This window comes from Serratia sp. ID 25-353, assembly GCF_054792795.1.
In genome coordinates, this window is the sequence record NZ_CM139236.1 from 3,049,449 (window position 1) to 3,068,019 (window position 18,571).

Here is an 18,571-nt window from a genome sequence, read left to right on the forward strand (position 1 = left end):
ACATCGTCACCGATTAGACTTCGCCTGGAGATAAGCCAATGAGCCGCGTACTGGTCCTGAAATCAAGCATTCTGGGTGAATATTCCCAGTCTGGAAAATTAGTCGATTTTTTTGTTGAACAATGGCGTGAAACTCACCCTGAAGACACGTTCACCGTGCGCGACTTGGCCAACCCGACGCTGCCGGAGCTGGATGGTGAAGTGATGGCCGGTTTTACCGCCGGCGATAAACCGCTGACGCCGCACCAGCAAAGCACCCTGGCGCTGTCCGATGAGCTGATTGCCGAGCTGAAGTCGCACGACACGCTGATCATCAGCGCCCCGATGTACAACTTCAACATCCCGACGCAGCTGAAGATCTACTTCGATCTGATCGCCCGCGCCGGCCAGACGTTCCGCTACACCTCCGCCGGCGCCGAAGGGCTGGTGACGGGCAAAAAAGCGATCGTCATCTCCAGCCGCGGCGGCATCCACGCCGACACGCCGACGGATCTGATCACGCCGTACGTAAAGCTGTTCCTGGGCTTTATCGGCATCACCGACGTTGAGTTCGTGCTGGCGGAAGGCTTCGCCTACGGCCCGGAAGCGGCAGAGAAAGCCGCCCAGGACAGCCGCATCGCGGTCGCGCAGAAAATCCCGGCCGGCGTCGCCGTCCCGGCCAGCGCACCGGCGCAAGCGCAAGCCGCCCCGGCAGCCATCAGCGGCGGTTTCCTCAGCAACCTGCTGAAGAAACTGTTCCGTTAAACGCCGCCTTAGCGTTCCCCGCCGCAGCGGGGAACGTCATCAAGGTTCAAACGGCCGGCGCTGGAACTGGTCGTGGCCGCATTTCGGGCAGAGCGGCAGCACCTCCGGCGTGTAGAACGCCAGGTGGTAGTGGCACTGCTCGCACACCAGATTGCCCAGCCCCACCACTTCACCGCTGTGATAAACGCCGTGGTGGCTGACATCCTTGAACACCTCGCGCCACTCCAGCTGGGTTTTGTCGGTGATATCCGCCAGTTCCTGCCACAGACTCTCTTTGATCACCCGCATAAACACGCTGTCGGTAAATTCGTCCCGGCTTTCCTGATAGCTGCGAGCGAACTCTTCCAGATCGCGCCGCACCGCCTGCGTCACCTGCCGCACCTCGTCGCGGGTCAGATCTTCGGCTTCGTTCAACCGCCGCTCCGCGCTGGCCACCAGTTCGTCGATATCGCGTTCACCGTTTTTCAGGCGTTCGGTCAGCGATGCCACCAATTCGCGGTAATACTGAGCAACCTTGTTCATAGACTCTCCTCGTAAACGCTGCGCCGGACTTGGCTGTAGGAATACCCCTAAGCTACTTGTTCTTATTTTAGCCGTAAATGACTGATGTCACTTGGCAAGACGCGGGATCCGCAGGTTGTGAGCCGCGTCATGGCGGCGTTTTTTTTAAATGCGCCGAGTCAGGCGCTTGGAGTTGTTGCCGGGAGGTCTTATCAGCTATGCTATGCGGATCTACGAATACTAAATGTTCATTGCGTTGCCTCTGACCGGGGCAACGGTTTACACCTACAGGACCACCGGCCGCCATGCAAGAGCAATACCGTCCAGAAGACATAGAATCGAACGTACAGCTTCACTGGCAAGAGAAGCAGACTTTCAAAGTTACCGAAGACGACAGCAAGGAAAAGTACTACTGCCTATCCATGCTGCCTTACCCGTCCGGCCGACTGCACATGGGCCACGTTCGTAACTACACTATCGGCGACGTGATCTCGCGCTATCAGCGCATGCTGGGCAAAAACGTACTGCAGCCGATCGGCTGGGATGCGTTCGGCCTGCCGGCGGAAGGCGCGGCGGTGAAAAACAACACCGCACCGGCCCCGTGGACCTACGACAACATCGAATACATGAAGAACCAGCTGAAACTGCTGGGCTTCGGCTACGACTGGGATCGCGAAATCGCCACCTGCCAGCCGGAATACTACCGCTGGGAACAGTGGTTCTTCACCAAGCTGTATGAAAAAGGCCTGGTTTACAAGAAGACCTCGGCGGTGAACTGGTGCCCGCACGATCTGACCGTGCTGGCCAACGAACAGGTTATCGACGGCTGCTGCTGGCGCTGCGACACCAAGGTCGAGCGTAAAGAGATCCCGCAGTGGTTCATCAAAATCACCGCCTACGCCGATCAGCTGCTGAACGATCTGGACACGCTGGAAAGCTGGCCGGAGCAGGTGAAAACCATGCAGCGCAACTGGATTGGCCGCTCCGAAGGCGTGGAAATCACCTTCGACGTGGCGGACAGCGAAGAGAAGCTGACGGTTTACACCACCCGTCCCGACACCTTCATGGGCGCCACCTACGTGGCGGTCGCCGCGGGCCACCCGCTGGCGCAACAGGGCGCACGTAACAACCCGGCGCTGACCGACTTCATCGACGAATGCCGCAACACCAAAGTTGCCGAAGCCGAAATGGCGACGATGGAGAAGAAAGGCATGCCGACCGGCCTGTTCGTTGTCCACCCGCTGAGCGGCGAGAAGCTGCCGGTGTGGGTCGCCAACTTCGTGCTGATGGAATACGGCACCGGCGCCGTGATGGCGGTACCGGCGCACGACCAGCGCGACTGGGAATTCGCCACCAAATACGATTTGGCGATCAAGCCGGTGATCCTGAACCTCGACGGCAGCCGGCCTGACGTGAGCGCCGAAGCGATGACCGACAAAGGTGCGCTGTTCAACTCCGGCGAATTCGACGGCCTGGACAATGAAGCGGGCTTCAACGCCATCGCCGACAAACTGGTCGCCAAGGGCGTGGGCCAGCGCAAGGTCAACTACCGTCTGCGCGACTGGGGCGTTTCCCGTCAGCGTTACTGGGGCGCGCCAATCCCGATGGTGACGCTGGAAGACGGCACCGTGATGCCGACGCCGGAAGACCAGTTGCCGGTGATCCTGCCGGAAGACGTGGTCATGGACGGCATCACCAGCCCGATCAAGGCCGACCCTGAGTGGGCGAAGACCACCGTCGACGGCCAGCCGGCGCTGCGTGAAACCGACACCTTCGATACCTTTATGGAGTCTTCCTGGTACTACGCCCGCTACACTTGCCCGCAGTATGACCAGGGCATGCTGGATCCGGCCGCCGCCAACTACTGGCTGCCGGTCGATCAATATATCGGCGGCATCGAACACGCCATCATGCACCTGATGTACTTCCGCTTCTTCCACAAGCTGATGCGCGATGCAGGCCTGGTGGATTCCGACGAGCCGGCCAAGCGCCTGCTGTGTCAGGGCATGGTGCTGGCCGACGCCTTCTACTACACCGGCAACAGCGGCGAGCGCGTCTGGGTGTCCCCTGTTGACGCCACCGTCGAGCGCGACGACAAGGGCCGCATCATCAAAGCCACCGATCCGCAAGGCCGCGAACTGGTCTATGCTGGCATGAGCAAAATGTCGAAGTCGAAAAACAACGGCATCGACCCGCAGGAGATGGTGGAAAAATACGGCGCGGATACCGTGCGTCTGTTCATGATGTTCGCTTCACCGGCAGAAATGACGCTGGAGTGGCAGGAATCCGGCGTGGAAGGGGCTAACCGCTTCCTGAAACGCGTGTGGAAACTGGCCTACGATCACGTGGAAAAAGGCGCGGTACAGCCGCTCGACGTAGCGGCGCTGACTGAAGATCAGAAAGCGCTGCGCCGCGATCTGCACAAAACCATCGCCAAGGTAACCGACGATATCGGCCGCCGTCAGACCTTCAACACCGCGATCGCCGCCGTGATGGAGCTGATGAACAAGCTGGCCCGCGCGCCGCAGGAGAGTGAGCAGGATCGCGCGCTGCTGCAGGAAGCGCTGCTGGCCGTGGTTCGCATGCTGTATCCGTTCACCCCGCACGTGTGCTTCACCCTGTGGCAGGCGCTGGCCGGCGAAGGCGACGTGGACACCGCGCCATGGCCGGTTGCCGACGAGCAGGCGATGGTCGAAGACTCCAAGCTGGTGGTGGTGCAGGTGAACGGCAAGGTTCGCGCTAAAATCACCGTATCTGCCGATGCGACCGAAGAGCAAGTGCGCGCGCGCGCTGCCGAAGAGCATCTGGTGGCTAAATATCTGGACGGCGTCACGATTCGTAAAGTGATCTACGTTCCGGGCAAACTGCTTAACCTGGTTGTGGGTTAACACAAGGAGGAGTTGTGCGACAACGTATTCTGACGCTGTTGCTGGGGTTGGCGGTGCTGGTCACCGCCGGCTGCGGTTTTCACCTGCGTGGCACCACGCAGGTGCCGAATGAAATGAAAACGCTGATCCTGGACAGCGCTGACCCTTACGGCCCGTTGACGCGCGCGGTGCGTGAGCAGCTGCGTCTGAACGACGTGACTATCGTCAGCGATCCGAAGCGTAAAGACGTGCCTTCCCTGCGCATCCTCGGCGCGACGGAAAGCCAGGACACCGCTTCGATCTTCCAGGACGGTAAAACCGCCGAGTACCAGCTGGTGCTGACCGTGCAGGCGCAGGTGCTGATCCCGGGCCATGACCTGTATCCGCTGTCGGTGAAAGTGTTCCGTTCCTTCTTCGACAACCCGCTGACCGCGCTGGCCAAGGACTCCGAACAGGAGATCATTCGCCAGGAAATGCGTGAGCAGGCGGCGCAACAGCTGGTGCGCAAACTGCTGACCGTGCATGCGGCGGAAGAAGAGAACCGGCAGAAAGCCGCTGCCGCCGGCGAACGAGCGGCAAGCCAAACCGCACAATGATCCGCATTTATCCGGAACAACTTGCCGCGCAGCTCCGAGAGGGGCTGCGCGCTTGTTATTTATTGAGCGGCAATGAACCGCTGCTGCTGCAGGAAAGCCAGGATTTGCTCCGGCAGGCCGCGCAACAGCAGCAGTTCAGCGAGCACTACAGCATTTCCCTCGACGCCCATACCGACTGGGACGCCATCTTCGGCATCTGCCAGGCGATGAGCCTGTTCGCCAGCCGCCAGACGCTGCTGCTGATCTTCCCGGAAAACGGCCCGACGGCGCCGATCGGCGAACAGCTGACCAAACTCGCCACGCTGCTGCACGAGGATATTCTGCTGATCCTGCGCGGCCCGCGCCTCACCAAAGCGCAGGAAAACAGCGCCTGGTTCAAGGCGCTCAGCCCAAACGGTGCCCTCGTCAGTTGCCAGACGCCGGAACAGGCGCAGCTGCCGCGCTGGGTCGCCACGCGCGCCAAGGCGATGAAGCTGGAGCTGGACGATGCCGCCAATCAGCTGTTGTGCTACTGCTATGAAGGCAACCTGCTGGCGCTGTCGCAGGCGCTGGAGCGGCTGTCGCTGCTGCACCCGGACGGCAAGCTCACGCTGCCGCGCGTCGAACAGGCGGTGAACGACGCCGCCCACTTCACGCCGTTCCACTGGCTGGATGCTCTGCTGGCCGGCAAGAGCAAGCGCGCCTGGCATATCTTGCAACAGCTGCAGCAAGAGGATGTGGAGCCGGTGATCCTGCTGCGCACTCTGCAGCGCGAACTGCTGCTGCTGTTGACGCTGCAGCGCCGCATGGCTTCCGCGCCGCTGCGCACGCTGTTCGATCAGCACAAGGTCTGGCAGAACCGCCGCCCGCTGGTGACCCAGGCGCTGCAACGCCTGTCCGGCCCCCAGCTGCAGCAGGCGGTACAGCTGCTGACGCAAATCGAGCTGACCCTCAAGCAGGACTATGGCCAGTCGGTCTGGCCGGAACTGGAAACCCTGTCGATGCTGCTGTGCGGCAAACCCCTGGCCACGAGTTTTAGCGATGCCCACTAATCCGGAACACCCCACCGTTTTGCACGCGCTGTTCGGCGGCACCTTTGACCCGATCCACTACGGCCACCTGCGGCCGGTGGAAGCGTTGGCCACCGAAGTGGGCCTGAATCGCGTCACGCTGCTGCCTAACCATGTGCCGCCGCACCGCCCGCAGCCGGAGGCCAATGCGCAGCAGCGCCTGAAGATGGTCGAGCTGGCGATCGCCGGCAACCCGCTGTTTGCGGTCGACGATCGCGAACTGCACCGCACCACCCCCTCCTACACCATCGAGACGTTGGAAACGATTCGTAAAGAGCGTGGCGCCGCCCAGCCGCTGGCGTTTATTATTGGCCAGGACTCGCTGTTGACGCTGCATAAGTGGCACCGCTGGCAGGCGCTGTTGGACGTCTGCCATCTGCTGGTGCTGGCGCGCCCGGGCTATAACGATCGCATGGACACGCCGGAGCTGCAGCAGTGGCTGGAACGCCATCGCACCGCCGACCCGGCGCTGCTCAGCCGTCGCCCACACGGCCATATCTATTTGGCCGATACGCCGGAGCTGGAAATTTCCGCTACCGAGATCCGCCAGCGCCGCCATCAGGGCCTCAACTGCGACGACCTGCTGCCACGCCCGGTGCAGCGCTATATCGAGTTGCAGGGTTTATATCGCTAGCGAAAGGTGCGTGATATACTGCGCCGCTATTTTTCAGGTATCCGCTGAAAACCCCGGAAACCTTAGCTGGCCGGGCAGTCACCAGTTAGCTGGCTTTCAGCGGCAGCCTGCCGAAACCATTATCCGGTTACGCTGCGGCGCGCGCATTTTGCCCGCCGCAGCCGACTGAACAGAACACACCCGAGGGGGAACCTTTGCAAGGTAAAGCGCTCCAAGATTTCGTCATCGATAAAATCGATGACCTGAAAGGCCAAGACATTATCGCTCTGGACGTCCAGGGCAAATCCAGCATCACCGATTGCATGATCATCTGCACCGGCACCTCGACTCGCCACGTGATGTCGATCGCCAACCACGTGGTGCAGGAATCCCGCGCCGTCGGCATGGAACTGTACGGCATGAAAGGCCAGGAAGCCTCCGACTGGATCGTGGTCGATCTGGGCGAAGTGATCGTGCACGTGATGCAGGAAGAAAGCCGTCGCCTGTACGAGCTGGAAAAACTCTGGAGCTAAGCGGTGAAACTGCAATTGGTGGCGGTCGGCACCAAAATGCCAGACTGGGTGCAAACCGGATTTATGGATTACCTGCACCGCTTTCCCAAAGATATGCCGTTTGAACTGACCGAGATCCCGGCGGGCAAGCGCGGCAAAAACGCCGACATCAAGCGCATTCTGGACAAGGAAGGCGAACAGATGCTGGCGGCGGTGGGCAAAGGCAACCGCATCGTTACGCTGGATATTCCAGGCACGCCGTGGGAAACGCCGCAGTTGGCGCAGCAGCTTGAGCGCTGGAAGCAAGATGGCCGCAACGTCAGCTTGCTGATCGGCGGCCCGGAAGGGCTGGCGCCCGCCTGCAAAGCCGCTGCCGAACAGAGCTGGTCACTTTCTCCGTTGACGCTGCCGCATCCTTTGGTGCGCGTCCTGGTGGCCGAAAGCCTCTACCGCGCCTGGAGTATTACTACAAATCATCCTTACCACCGGGAATAGCCGGTGGTGACCGTGACAGAGTGAAATAAAGCAGCGGGATGAAAATAGAACGTAACCCTTTTCGCGACTATACGGCTGAATCCGCCCTGTTTGTACGCCGCGCCCTGGTGGCGTTCCTGGTCATCCTGGTGCTGTCCGGCATCCTGATCGCCAACCTGTATAATCTGCAAGTGGTCCGCGTCGAGGATTACCGCACCCGCTCCAACGAAAACCGCATCAAGCTGGTGCCCATCGCGCCCAGCCGCGGCATTATCTACGATCGTAACGGCACCCCGCTGGCGCTCAACCGCACCATTTATCAGCTGGAGCTGATGCCGGAGAAGGTCGACGATCTCAAAGCCACGCTGCAGGCGCTGCGCACGGTGGTCGATCTGACCGACGACGACATCACCAATTTCGAAAAAGAGCGCAAGCGTTCGCGCCGCTTCGTCTCCATTCCGGTGAAAACCGCGCTGACCGAAGTGCAGGTCGCCCGCTTTGCGGTCAATCAGTTCCGCTTCCCCGGCGTGGAAGTGAAAGGCTACCAGCGCCGCTACTACCCTTACGGCTCCGCCCTCACCCACGTCACCGGCTACGTGTCGAAGATCAACGACCGCGACGTCGAACGCCTGGACAAAGACGGCAAGCTGGCCAACTACGCCGCCACCCACGATATCGGCAAGCTGGGCATCGAACGCTATTACGAAGACACGCTGCACGGCAAAACCGGCTATGAAGAGGTCGAGGTCAACAACCGCGGCCGGGTGATCCGCCAATTGCACGAGCAGCCGCCCTCCGCCGGTCAGGACGTCTACCTGACGCTCGATCTCAACCTGCAGCGCTACATCGAACAGCTGCTGGTGGGCAGCCGCGCCGCGGTGGTGGTGAGCGATCCGCGCACCGGCGCCATCCTGGCGATGGTGTCCAACCCGAGTTACGACCCGAACCTGTTCGTGGACGGCATTTCCAGCAAGGACTATCAGGGGCTGCTGAACGATCCGAATCGCCCGCTGATCAACCGCGCCACGCAGGGGGTTTACCCACCCGCGTCGACGGTGAAACCTTATATCGCGGTGTCGGCGCTCAGCGCCGGGGTGATCACCAAGAACACCGTGGTGTTCGATCCCGGCTGGTGGCAGTTGCCCGGCTCGGAAAAACGCTTCCGCGACTGGAAAAAATGGGGCCACGGCCGGCTGAACGTCACCAAGGCGCTGGAAGAGTCCGCAGATACCTATTTCTATCAGGTCGCTTATGACATGGGGATCGATCGGCTGTCGACCTGGCTGACCAAATTCGGTTACGGCCAGTACACCGGCATCGATCTGTCCGAAGAGCGTTCCGGCCTGATGCCGACGCGCGAGTGGAAGCTGAAGCGCTATAAAAAACCGTGGTATCAGGGCGACACCATTCCGGTAGGCATTGGCCAGGGTTACTGGACCGCCACGCCGATCCAGATGGCCAAAGCGCTGAACACCCTGATCAACGACGGCACCGTCAAAACGCCTCACCTGCTGCAGAGCACCCGCGTCAACGGCGCGCTGGTGCCGTTCAAACAAGAAGAGAGCACGCAGATCGGCGATATTCACTCCGGCTTCTGGGAAATCGCCAAAGACGGCATGTACGGGGTGGCCAACCGTCCGAACGGGACGGCGCGCAAGTACTTTGCGGACGCACCTTACAAAGCCGCGGCAAAATCGGGTACCGCACAGGTATTCGGCTACGAAACCTACAACGCCCACAAACTGGCGGAGCACCTGCGCGATCACAAACTGATGACCGCCTTCGCGCCGTTCAACAACCCGACGGTGTCGGTCGCCATCATTCTGGAAAACGGCGGCTCCGGTCCGGCGGTGGGCACCATCACCCGCCAGATCCTCGACCATATCATGCTGGGCGACAACAATACGCAATTGCCAAGCGAGGCCCCGCTGCCGCCTGGCGTAGAAGGTGACTAAGGTAGAACATGACTGAAAGCCAACAAAAAGGCTCGATCTGGACCAAAATCCACATCGACCCGACGTTCCTGCTGCTGATATTGGCCCTGCTGGTCTACAGCGCCTTCGTGATGTGGAGCGCCAGTGGCCAGGACATCGGCATGATGGAGCGCAAGATCGGGCAGATCGTCATGGGGCTGATCGTAATGGCCGTCATGGCGCAAATCCCGCCGCGCGTGTACGAAAGCTGGGCACCCTATCTGTATATCTTCTGCGTGATTTTGCTGATCCTGGTGGACGCCTTCGGGCAGATCAGTAAAGGCGCGCAGCGCTGGCTGGATCTCGGCGTGGTGCGCTTCCAGCCGTCGGAAATCGCCAAGATCGCCGTGCCACTGATGGTGGCGCGCTTTATGAACCGCGACGTCTGCCCGCCTTCGCTGAAAAACACCGCCATCGCCCTGGTGCTAATCTTCCTGCCGACGCTGCTGGTGGCCGCGCAGCCGGATCTGGGCACCTCGATCCTGATCGCCGCCTCCGGCCTGTTCGTGCTGTTCCTGTCGGGCATGAGCTGGAAACTGATCGCCGTCGCCGCCGTCGCGCTGGCGGCCTTTATCCCGGTGCTGTGGTTCTTCCTGATGCATGGCTATCAACGCGACCGCGTAATGATGCTGCTCGATCCGGAAAGCGACCCGCTCGGCGCCGGCTATCACATCATTCAGTCGAAGATCGCCATCGGCTCCGGCGGCCTGTCCGGCAAAGGCTGGCTGCACGGCACCCAGTCGCAGCTTGAGTTCCTGCCGGAGCGCCATACCGACTTTATCTTCGCCGTGTTGGCCGAAGAGCTGGGGTTGATCGGGGTGTTGGTGCTGCTGGCGCTCTACCTGCTGGTGATCATTCGCGGGCTGATGATCGCCGCCAAGGCGCAAACCACCTTCGGCCGCGTGATGGTCGGCGGCTTGATGCTGATTTTGTTCGTTTATGTCTTTGTTAACATCGGTATGGTCAGTGGCATTTTGCCGGTAGTTGGCGTACCTTTGCCTCTGGTCAGTTACGGGGGTTCGGCGCTGATAGTGTTGATGGCCGGTTTCGGCATCATCATGTCGATCCACACGCATCGGAAAATGCTGTCTAAAAGTTTATAAGAGGTGAGTAATGCGTAAGGAATGGCTTTGGATCGGCGTCGCGGCGGTGTTGCTCTCCGCCTGTACCGCCCCGACCACGGAACAGCAGGCGCCACAGCAGCCGTATAACGGCCCGGTGGTGGAAATCGGTGGCGTCGAGCCTCAATATGAACCCTATAACCCTAACAACATGCAGGATTATAAGGTTAATGGCGATACTTACCGCATCGTAAAAGATCCGCAGAACTTCTCGCAGACCGGCCTGGCGGCCTGGTATGGCGAAGAAGCCAACGGTAACACCACCGCGCTGGGCGAGCAGTTCGATCCGAACGGCCTGACCGCGGCGCACCCGACCTTACCGATCCCGAGCTATGTACGCGTCACCAACCTGGCCAATGGCCGCCAACTTGTGGTGCGCGTCAACGATCGCGGGCCTTACACTAAGGGCCGCATCATCGATCTGTCGAAAGCCGCCGCCGATCGCCTCAACCTGTCCAACAACACCAAAGTCAAAGTCGATTTCATCAACGTGGCGCCGGACGGCACGCTGAGCGGCCCGGGCACCATCGGCACCATCGTGGCGAAACAGAGTTATGCCCTGCCGTCGCGCCCGGATCTCGGCGCCAGCGGCATGGGTACCCCAATCCAACAGGACGTGCCGGTCGCCAGCGGCGCGGCGGTGCGCCCGATTGATAACAGTACCCTGCGCACCGACGACAACAACGCGCCAGCCGCCGGCGGCAACGCCGCCAACGGCCGCAGCGGTTTCCTCGGCGCGCCAAGCGCATTACCGGCCGGCGTGCTGGAAGGTTCCGAGCCTGAAGCCGCCTCCGTGGCCGCCCCGGTCGCGACCGGGGCCGCAGCCGCCGGCATGGCTGCCGCGTCCTCCTCCGGCGGCTACGTGGTGCAGGTCGGTGCGCTGAGCAGCGCCGAGCGCGCCCAGAGCTGGCAGCAAAGCCTGAGCCAACAGTTTGGCGTGCCGGGCAAAGTGGCCGCCAACGGCAACGTTTACCGCGTCCAGCTCGGCCCGTTCAGCAGCCGTCAGCAGGCGGCCCAGCTGCAGCAACGCCTGGCCAGCGAAGCGCAACAACAGTCTTTCGTTACTGCTGCACCCTGAGCGTTAAGCCCGGCGGGTATTCGCGGCTGATAAGCGGTTATTTAGCTGAAACATTTTCTTGCAGCTAAAAGTTCTCTAACCGCAATTAGTCAGATGAATGGGTAATGCCTGCCGGGATCGCATCTGCTATAGTGTGGCTCGTTTTTTAACTTTACTTTCACGGATGTTGTAGTCCCGATCATGAAACAAGTAACTTCTTTTCGCTTAATCAAAAGCATCGCCCTCGGCACCGTTATCGCAATGAGCGCAGCCTCCGTTGCACATGCCGATGACGTTAACATCAAAACCATGATCCCAGGTGTCCCGCAGATCGATGCGGAAGCGTACATCCTGATTGATTACAACTCCGGCAAGGTGCTGGCCGAGATGAACGCCGACGCGCGTCGCGATCCGGCCAGCCTGACCAAAATGATGACCAGCTACGTCATCGGCCAGGCGCTGAAAGCGGGTAAAATCGGCCAGGACGATCTGGTGACCGTCGGCCAGGACGCCTGGGCGACCGGCAACCCGGTGTTCAAAGGCTCCTCGCTGATGTTCCTGAAGCCGGGCGATCGCGTGCCGGTCTCCAAACTGACCCGCGGCATCAACCTGCAATCCGGTAACGACGCCTGCGTGGCGATGGCCGACTACGTCGCCGGCAGCCAAGACGCGTTCGTTAACCTGATGAACACCTACGTCAGCAAGCTGGGCCTGCAGAACACCCACTTCCAGACGGTACACGGCCTGGATGCCCAGGGCCAATACAGCTCGGCGCGCGACATGGCGCTGATCGGCCAGGCGCTGATCCGCGACGTGCCGGAAGAGTACGCGATTTACAAAGAAAAAGAGTTCACCTTCAACAATATCCGCCAGATGAACCGCAACGGTCTGCTGTGGGATAACAGCCTGAACGTCGACGGCATCAAAACCGGCCACACCGACGCGGCGGGTTACAACCTGGTGGCTTCGGCGACCGAAGGCCAGATGCGTCTGATCTCCGCTGTGATGGGCGGCCGCACCTACAAAGGCCGCGAAGCCGAAAGCAAGAAACTGCTGACCTGGGGCTTCCGCTTCTTTGAAACCGTGGCACCGCTGAAAGTCGGTAAAGAGTTCGCTTCCGAGCCGGTCTGGTTCGGCGATGCCGACCGCGTTGAGCTGGGCGTGGACAAAGACGTCTACCTGACTATCCCGCGCGGCCGCATGAAAGATCTGAAGGCCAGCTATGTGCTGAACACCCCTGAAATTCACGCGCCGCTGGCGAAAAACCAGGTGGTCGGCAGCATCAACTTCCAGCTGGACGGCAAAACCATCGACCAGCGTCCGCTGGTGGTGATGAACGAAGTGAAAGAAGGCGGTTTCTTCAGCCGCATCGTGGACTACATCAAACTGATGTTCCACCACTGGTTCGGTTAACGGTTGAAACGGGCGAAATTGCCCCCATATACTGAATAACATTAACTCCCGCCCCGGCGGGAGTTATAATTTATAGATTAGCTAGCACTCTGGAGCGCACGCACATGCAAAAAACTAAACTGAACGAACTGCTCGAATTCCCTTGCTCGTTTACCTACAAGGTGATGGGCCTGGCGCAGCCTGAGCTGGTTGACCAGGTAGTTGAAGTGGTGCAGCGCCATGCACCGGGCGATTACAACCCGCAGGTTAAGCCGAGCAGCAAAGGCAACTACCACTCGGTCTCCATCACCATCAACGCCACTCACATCGAGCAGGTCGAAACCCTGTACGAAGAGTTGGGCAATATTGAAATTGTTCGCATGGTGCTGTAATCCCAGCATAAAACCCTGCTTATCAACCCGGGATGGCGCAGCGTCTTCCCGGGTTGCGCATTTTTGGTCAGCGAAAGGCTGGCCGCAGACCGGAGCGCCCGGTATAATGGCTTTACCACTTCTGTAACCTGACGATGACTCTTTTGCAACCAGACAAGATCATTTTGCGTCAGCTGGGGTTGCAGCCCTACGCGCCTGTATCCCAAGCCATGCATAACTTCACCGACAGACGTACCGAGACTACGCCGGACGAACTGTGGCTGGTGCAGCATCACCCGGTGTTCACCCAGGGCCAGGCCGGCAAAGCCGAACACGTGCTGATGCCCGGCGATATCCCGGTTGTCCAGAGCGATCGCGGCGGCCAGGTGACCTACCACGGGCCGGGCCAGCAGGTGATGTACGTGATGGTCGATCTGAAACGCAACAAGGTCGGCGTACGCCAATTGGTCACGGCAATAGAAGATACGGTTATCAACACCCTCGCCCACTTCCGCCTCGAATCGCGCGCCCGTCCGGATGCGCCGGGCGTGTACGTGGGGGAGCAGAAAATCTGTTCGTTGGGTTTGCGGATCCGCAAAGGCAGCTCATTCCACGGCCTGGCCCTGAATGTGGCGATGGATCTCAGCCCCTTCCAACGCATCAACCCTTGTGGTTACGCCGGCATGCAAATGACGCAGGTCAGCGCGCTGGCGCCCGGCGTTGGCATTGAAGACATACACCCAATCCTGGTACAGGAATTTGTTCATTTACTCGGCTACCAGACGGTCGAGCTTCGTAACTGGAACCTGCACGATTATGAGTAAACCAATTCAGATGGAACGCGGCGTCAAATACCGCGATGCTGACAAAATGGCGCTGATCCCGGTCAAAACGGTGGTCACCGAACGGCAGGAGCTGTTGCGTAAACCCGAGTGGATGAAGATCAAACTGCCTGCCGATTCAACGCGCATTCAAGGCATCAAAGCCGCCATGCGTAAGAACGGCCTGCACTCCGTCTGTGAGGAAGCTTCGTGCCCTAACCTGTCCGAGTGCTTCAACCACGGCACCGCCACCTTCATGATCCTCGGTGCTATCTGCACCCGTCGCTGTCCGTTCTGCGACGTGGCCCACGGCCGCCCGATCGCGCCGGACGCCAACGAGCCGGAAAAGCTGGCGCAAACCATCGCCGACATGGCGTTGCGTTACGTGGTAATCACCTCGGTTGACCGCGACGATCTGCGCGACGGCGGTGCTCAGCACTTTGCCGACTGCATCTCGGCCATCCGCGCCAAGAGCCCGAACATCAAAATTGAAACGCTGGTGCCGGACTTCCGCGGCCGTATGGATCGCGCGCTGGAGATCATCACCGCCACGCCGCCGGACGTGTTCAACCACAACCTGGAAAACGTGCCGCGCGTATATCGCCAAGTGCGCCCGGGCGCCAACTACGAGTGGTCGCTGAAGCTGCTGGAGCGCTTTAAAGAAGCGCACCCGGATATCCCGACCAAATCCGGACTGATGGTCGGCCTGGGTGAAACCAATGCGGAAATCGTCGAAGTGATGCGCGATCTGCGCCGCCACGGCGTGACCATGCTGACGCTGGGCCAATACCTGCAGCCGAGCCGTCACCACCTGCCGGTGCAGCGCTACGTCAGCCCAGCCGAGTTCGACGAGATGAAAGAAGAAGCGATGGCGATGGGCTTCACCCACGCCGCCTGCGGCCCGTTCGTGCGTTCGTCTTACCACGCCGATCTACAGGCCAAAGGGATGGAAGTGAAATAACGCGTAATAGTTTGTTACGCTAAAGACGGCGGAAACGCCAAAAAACGGATGTCCGCAAGGCATCCGTTTTTTATTGCGCGCCGTCAGACGGGGTTAAACGTCTTTCTTTTCGACGCTCTGCTGAGCGGACTGGCTCTCGGCGGTGTTGTTGCTGGCGGCCGGCGGCGTGCTGTCGTCGCCCACAGCTTTTTTAAAGCCTTTCAGCGCCGCGCCAAGATCGGCGCCGAGCGTGCGCAGTTTGCTGGTGCCGAACAGTAAAATCACCAATACCGCAATCACCAGAAGTTTGGTAATACTGATACCTTCCATACTCACCTTCTTATCATAGAGCGCTGCGTGAACAGCGAGAAAAACTGACCTTGCCTGCGAATATTTAGCGACTTTCCCCCCGCTCGCACAACCGCAACATGTAACAGAGTGAGATCCGTCGCAGGAATGCCACGCGGCCCCGCGGCATGAATCCCAGACTATTCTTAGTTTATCACCCGCATGATACGCTGCCGTGATACTTATCAGGGAGAGGCCGGATGTATATTGCTCCATCCATTTTCGATGCCCGAAAATCCGGCCTCAGCTTCGCCAAACGCACCTATCTGCCCCGCGTCGCCGGCCTGGGGCTCGGCTTTATTTGCGTTTGCGCCGCGCTCTACCCCTTGGCCCCGCCCACGGCGGTCTGGCTATTGCTGGCCTTTCACGGTTTTCTCTGGCCGCATCTCGCCTACCGCCTGGCCTGCCGCGCCAAAGATCCGTTCAAAGCCGAGATCCGCAATCTGCTGATCGACTCCGCCTTCGGCGGCTTCTGGGCGGCGATGATGGCGTTCAACGCGCTGCCGGCGATTGTCATCCTGTCGATGATGAGCATGAACAACATCGCTTCGGCCGGTAAGATACTGTTTGTCAAAGGGTTGGCGATTCAATTGGCCACGGCGGCGCTGACCGGCGCGCTGCTCGGCTTCCCGTTCCACCCGCACAGCACGCCGCTACAAATCTATCTGTGCCTGCCGATGATCTACCTTTACCCGACGCTGCTCGGGCTGGTGACCTACCGCACCGCCAAACGGCTGGCGGAAAAGAAACAGGAGCTGCAACGCATCAGCACCCGCGATGGACTGACCGGCTTGTATAACCGCCGCCACTGGGAACACCTGCTGCATCGCCAGTTCGACAGCTGCCGCCGCTACCAGGACAACGCCACGCTGATTCTGATGGATATCGATCGCTTCAAAACCATCAACGACACCTTCGGCCATGCGCTGGGGGATGAAGCCCTGGCGGCGCTGGCGGAAGAGCTGCTGATCGGCTTGCGCAACGTGGATATCGTCGGGCGCTACGGCGGCGACGAGTTTGGCGCGGTGCTGCCGAACACCAGCGCTGAACAGGCGGAAATCGTCCTGCGGCGCATCCAACAGCGGCTGGACGCCGTTATCTTCAAAGAGGCGCCACAGCTGCGGCTGCAGATCAGCGCCGGCATCGCCAACTACCACCCCACGCTGGGCGGTTATCTGGACTGGCTGAAAGCGGCCGACGGCGCGCTTTACCGGGCCAAGCAAAATGGCCGCAATCGGCTGGAAACGGCGGCGCCGACGGGCGACTAACTTACTGGTTTAATAATTTGGCAAAATACTTCGGCGCTTCGACAAAGCCTTCGCGCCGGTAAAACGCATGCGCCCGCTCGCGGCGGCTGTGGCAATGGACCTCCAAGCGATCGCAGCCGCGACGGCGTGCCAGCATCTCGCCCTCCACCAGCAACCGCCGCCCTACCCCCGCGCCGCGCGCCCGATCGTCGACGCAAAAATAGCTGATGCGGCCAATGTCGCCGGCCAACGCCAGCTGCGGCAGAAAATGCAGCGACAGCACGCCCAGCACCTGCTCGCCTTCCACCGCCACCAGCAGCGCCTCGTCCGGATGCGCCAGCAGTTGGCGCATCCGCTGCGTCAGAAACGCTTCGGTGCCGGGATAATCCAACGCCGTCATTAATTCGGCGATAGCCTGGCGATCGCTCAGGCGCGCCGTTCTGATTTCCATGGGGTGACCTCGCAGGTTGTCGATACTACAAAATAGGCGGCGTTAGGTGTAACATCCACCGGGTACGGCAAAAAGGCCGTGCGGCACGCTGGAGATGACATTCCTCCCTAACCGCCTTCACAGGCTGATGATGTCTACGTAACCTCTCGGAGAGAGGCGCGTAGCGTTACGCCTGTCCCTTTCCGAGTCCCGTGAATTTCTCTGATTGAAAGGTAGTTGCCCCATGTTGAGCTCTTTACTGGCCGTATTTATCGGCGGCGGCGTCGGCAGCGTTTTACGCTGGGCGGTAAGCATGAAAATGAATCCGCTGAACGCCCATATTCCGCTCGGTACGCTGATGGTCAATCTGATCGGCGGTTTTATCATCGGCCTGGCGATGGCGATTTTCACCCGCATGACGCATCTGGATCCCACCTGGAAATTACTGATCACCACCGGGTTCTGCGGCGGCCTGACCACCTTCTCCACCTTTTCGCTGGAGGTGGTGTACCTGATGCAGGATGGCCGCTTCGGCTGGGCGCTGGCCAATATGCTGCTCAACCTGGCCGGATCGCTGGCGATGACGCTGCTGGCTTTCATGCTGGTGATGTGGGTCAACGGGCGCTAAGCCTTAATGTTTCCTTAATCTTGCATGCGCATAATCTCATCCAGTACTCCTGACTGGATGAGAAACCGCTATGTTTAGCCTGCCGAAAACCGCCGCCGAAGCGATTGCCGTTGCGCTGTGCGTGCTGATCGTCGCCGCCTTTATCAAATCCTACCTGTTCGCTTAAGCGCCTTTTCCCCGCAGCACGCGTTCATCTTGCGTCTTTCCGGCCGATTACACTACAATTGAGAATGAACGTTCACACCCAAAAATGTGAACCCGGCTCACGCGTAGCAAAGGATCGGGCAGATGCTCTCCCCCAACGACAGTAAACAGGCCAAGGTGCAGGCCCGTCGCGATCAGATCGTCGAAGCGGCGAAAACCAGCTTCCGCCGCCACGGCTTCCACGCCGCCAGCATGGCGGAAATCGCCCAGGGCTCGCAGCTCAGCGTCGGGCAAATCTACCGCTATTTCGCCAATAAAGACGCGATTATCGAGGAGATCGTCAACCGCATCATCGCCAGCAAGATGCAGCGACTGGAAAACCTTGGCGATCACATCAACCTGATCGCCGGCACGCTGGCGGCGCGCACGCTGTTTCAGCAGCCGGGCGAAAGCGAAACCGATCACATGCTGATGCTGGAAGTGACCGCCGAAGCCACGCGCAACCCGGTGGTGGCCAAAATGCTCAGCGATGCGGAAGCGCGGCTGTTTCGCCACGTGTGCCACAATCTGCAGCGGCTGTATCCCCATTTCAGCGCGGAGGAGATCGCCGCGCGGGTGGAATTTATCGCCGTCATGAGCGAAGGCACCGGTTACCGTATCCTTACCACGCAAAAAGCCGATGCGTCCCTGCTGCGCGATCTGTATCAGCAGGCCATTTCTCACCTGTTCAGGAAATCTTAATCT

Annotated in this window: 20 protein-coding genes and 1 riboswitch; of the genes, 17 read left to right on the forward strand and 3 right to left on the reverse strand. The window is 60.1% G+C overall.

Annotation, left to right across the window (positions count from 1 at the left end):
- Window positions 1–38 precede the first annotated feature (38 nt).
- Window positions 39–743 carry an FMN-dependent NADH-azoreductase gene (locus ACYF6X_RS14755; RefSeq protein WP_063991091.1) on the forward strand — a complete coding sequence of 235 codons (705 nt, stop codon included), beginning with the start codon at window positions 39–41 and terminating at the stop codon, window positions 741–743.
- Between the two features lie 39 nt (window positions 744–782).
- Here the strand turns inward: ACYF6X_RS14755 and ACYF6X_RS14760 are convergent, their stop codons facing one another.
- Window positions 783–1,265 (reverse strand): zinc ribbon-containing protein, encoded by a 483-nt coding sequence (locus ACYF6X_RS14760; protein WP_025301844.1) that lies wholly within the window; start codon window positions 1,263–1,265, stop codon window positions 783–785.
- Between the two features lie 284 nt (window positions 1,266–1,549).
- Between ACYF6X_RS14760 and leuS the strand changes: the two genes are divergently transcribed.
- The 13 genes from leuS to lipA all read left to right on the forward strand — a co-directional run bounded on the left by leuS (window position 1,550) and on the right by lipA (window position 15,051).
- Window positions 1,550–4,132: a leucine--tRNA ligase gene (gene leuS / locus ACYF6X_RS14765; protein WP_130017568.1), complete on the forward strand. Its 2,583-nt coding sequence runs from the start codon at window positions 1,550–1,552 to the stop codon at window positions 4,130–4,132.
- A gap of 14 nt (window positions 4,133–4,146) precedes the next feature.
- Window positions 4,147–4,707 carry an LPS assembly lipoprotein LptE gene (lptE, locus tag ACYF6X_RS14770; RefSeq protein ID WP_060440523.1) on the forward strand — a complete coding sequence of 187 codons (561 nt, stop codon included), beginning with the start codon at window positions 4,147–4,149 and terminating at the stop codon, window positions 4,705–4,707.
- The gene (gene holA, locus ACYF6X_RS14775) at window positions 4,704–5,738 is read left to right on the forward strand and encodes a DNA polymerase III subunit delta (RefSeq protein WP_063991088.1); all 1,035 of its coding nucleotides are present in this window, start codon (window positions 4,704–4,706) and stop codon (window positions 5,736–5,738) included. Before lptE ends, holA begins: the two co-directional genes overlap by 4 nt.
- The gene (nadD, locus tag ACYF6X_RS14780; protein WP_130017567.1) at window positions 5,728–6,390 is read left to right on the forward strand and encodes a nicotinate-nucleotide adenylyltransferase; all 663 of its coding nucleotides are present in this window, start codon (window positions 5,728–5,730) and stop codon (window positions 6,388–6,390) included. Before holA ends, nadD begins: the two co-directional genes overlap by 11 nt.
- A 194-nt stretch (window positions 6,391–6,584) precedes the next feature.
- Window positions 6,585–6,902: a ribosome silencing factor gene (rsfS, locus tag ACYF6X_RS14785; protein WP_038877448.1), complete on the forward strand. Its 318-nt coding sequence runs from the start codon at window positions 6,585–6,587 to the stop codon at window positions 6,900–6,902.
- A 3-nt stretch (window positions 6,903–6,905) separates the two neighbouring features.
- Window positions 6,906–7,376, forward strand: coding sequence for a 23S rRNA (pseudouridine(1915)-N(3))-methyltransferase RlmH (rlmH, locus tag ACYF6X_RS14790; RefSeq protein ID WP_004940002.1), 471 nt, complete (start codon window positions 6,906–6,908; stop codon window positions 7,374–7,376).
- A 38-nt stretch (window positions 7,377–7,414) separates the two neighbouring features.
- Window positions 7,415–9,310 carry a peptidoglycan DD-transpeptidase MrdA gene (gene mrdA, locus ACYF6X_RS14795; RefSeq protein WP_107227271.1) on the forward strand — a complete coding sequence of 632 codons (1,896 nt, stop codon included), beginning with the start codon at window positions 7,415–7,417 and terminating at the stop codon, window positions 9,308–9,310.
- An 8-nt stretch (window positions 9,311–9,318) separates the two neighbouring features.
- A complete protein-coding gene (gene mrdB, locus ACYF6X_RS14800) occupies window positions 9,319–10,431 on the forward strand; it encodes a peptidoglycan glycosyltransferase MrdB (protein WP_004940006.1) in 1,113 nt (370 codons plus the stop codon).
- A gap of 10 nt (window positions 10,432–10,441) precedes the next feature.
- Entirely contained in the window at window positions 10,442–11,527 is a 1,086-nt protein-coding gene (rlpA, locus tag ACYF6X_RS14805) for an endolytic peptidoglycan transglycosylase RlpA (protein WP_107227270.1), read from the forward strand.
- Between the two features lie 180 nt (window positions 11,528–11,707).
- Window positions 11,708–12,919, forward strand: a complete 1,212-nt coding sequence (gene dacA, locus ACYF6X_RS14810) for a D-alanyl-D-alanine carboxypeptidase DacA (RefSeq protein ID WP_004940010.1) — start codon at window positions 11,708–11,710, stop codon at window positions 12,917–12,919.
- A 104-nt stretch (window positions 12,920–13,023) separates the two neighbouring features.
- Complete coding sequence (gene ybeD, locus ACYF6X_RS14815; RefSeq protein WP_004940012.1) at window positions 13,024–13,290, forward strand: DUF493 family protein YbeD; 267 nt, start codon at window positions 13,024–13,026, stop codon at window positions 13,288–13,290.
- A 134-nt stretch (window positions 13,291–13,424) separates the two neighbouring features.
- Window positions 13,425–14,093 carry a lipoyl(octanoyl) transferase LipB gene (gene lipB / locus ACYF6X_RS14820; RefSeq protein WP_063991084.1) on the forward strand — a complete coding sequence of 223 codons (669 nt, stop codon included), beginning with the start codon at window positions 13,425–13,427 and terminating at the stop codon, window positions 14,091–14,093.
- The gene (gene lipA, locus ACYF6X_RS14825) at window positions 14,086–15,051 is read left to right on the forward strand and encodes a lipoyl synthase (protein ID WP_063991083.1); all 966 of its coding nucleotides are present in this window, start codon (window positions 14,086–14,088) and stop codon (window positions 15,049–15,051) included. The genes lipB and lipA overlap by 8 nt, the downstream gene beginning before the upstream one ends.
- A gap of 93 nt (window positions 15,052–15,144) precedes the next feature.
- Here lipA and tatA read toward each other — a convergent pair whose 3' ends face one another.
- A complete protein-coding gene (gene tatA / locus ACYF6X_RS14830) occupies window positions 15,145–15,360 on the reverse strand; it encodes a Sec-independent protein translocase subunit TatA (RefSeq protein ID WP_130017566.1) in 216 nt (71 codons plus the stop codon).
- 218 nt (window positions 15,361–15,578) lie between these two features.
- On the opposite strand from tatA, the gene ACYF6X_RS14835 reads away from it, so the two are divergent.
- Window positions 15,579–16,646, forward strand: coding sequence for a diguanylate cyclase (locus ACYF6X_RS14835; protein ID WP_130017565.1), 1,068 nt, complete (start codon window positions 15,579–15,581; stop codon window positions 16,644–16,646).
- Window position 16,647: 1 nt separating this feature from the next.
- Here ACYF6X_RS14835 and ACYF6X_RS14840 read toward each other — a convergent pair whose 3' ends face one another.
- Window positions 16,648–17,076: a GNAT family N-acetyltransferase gene (locus ACYF6X_RS14840; RefSeq protein ID WP_063991081.1), complete on the reverse strand. Its 429-nt coding sequence runs from the start codon at window positions 17,074–17,076 to the stop codon at window positions 16,648–16,650.
- Between the two features lie 81 nt (window positions 17,077–17,157).
- Window positions 17,158–17,220: riboswitch (Fluoride riboswitch) on the forward strand.
- 79 nt (window positions 17,221–17,299) lie between these two features.
- On the opposite strand from ACYF6X_RS14840, the gene crcB reads away from it, so the two are divergent.
- Both crcB and ACYF6X_RS14850 read left to right on the forward strand, forming a co-directional pair.
- Window positions 17,300–17,683: a fluoride efflux transporter CrcB gene (gene crcB, locus ACYF6X_RS14845; protein ID WP_004940022.1), complete on the forward strand. Its 384-nt coding sequence runs from the start codon at window positions 17,300–17,302 to the stop codon at window positions 17,681–17,683.
- 288 nt (window positions 17,684–17,971) lie between these two features.
- On the forward strand, window positions 17,972–18,568 hold the full coding sequence (locus tag ACYF6X_RS14850) for a TetR/AcrR family transcriptional regulator (RefSeq protein ID WP_107227267.1): 597 nt from the start codon (window positions 17,972–17,974) through the stop codon (window positions 18,566–18,568).
- The last annotated feature ends 3 nt before the right edge of the window (window positions 18,569–18,571 follow it).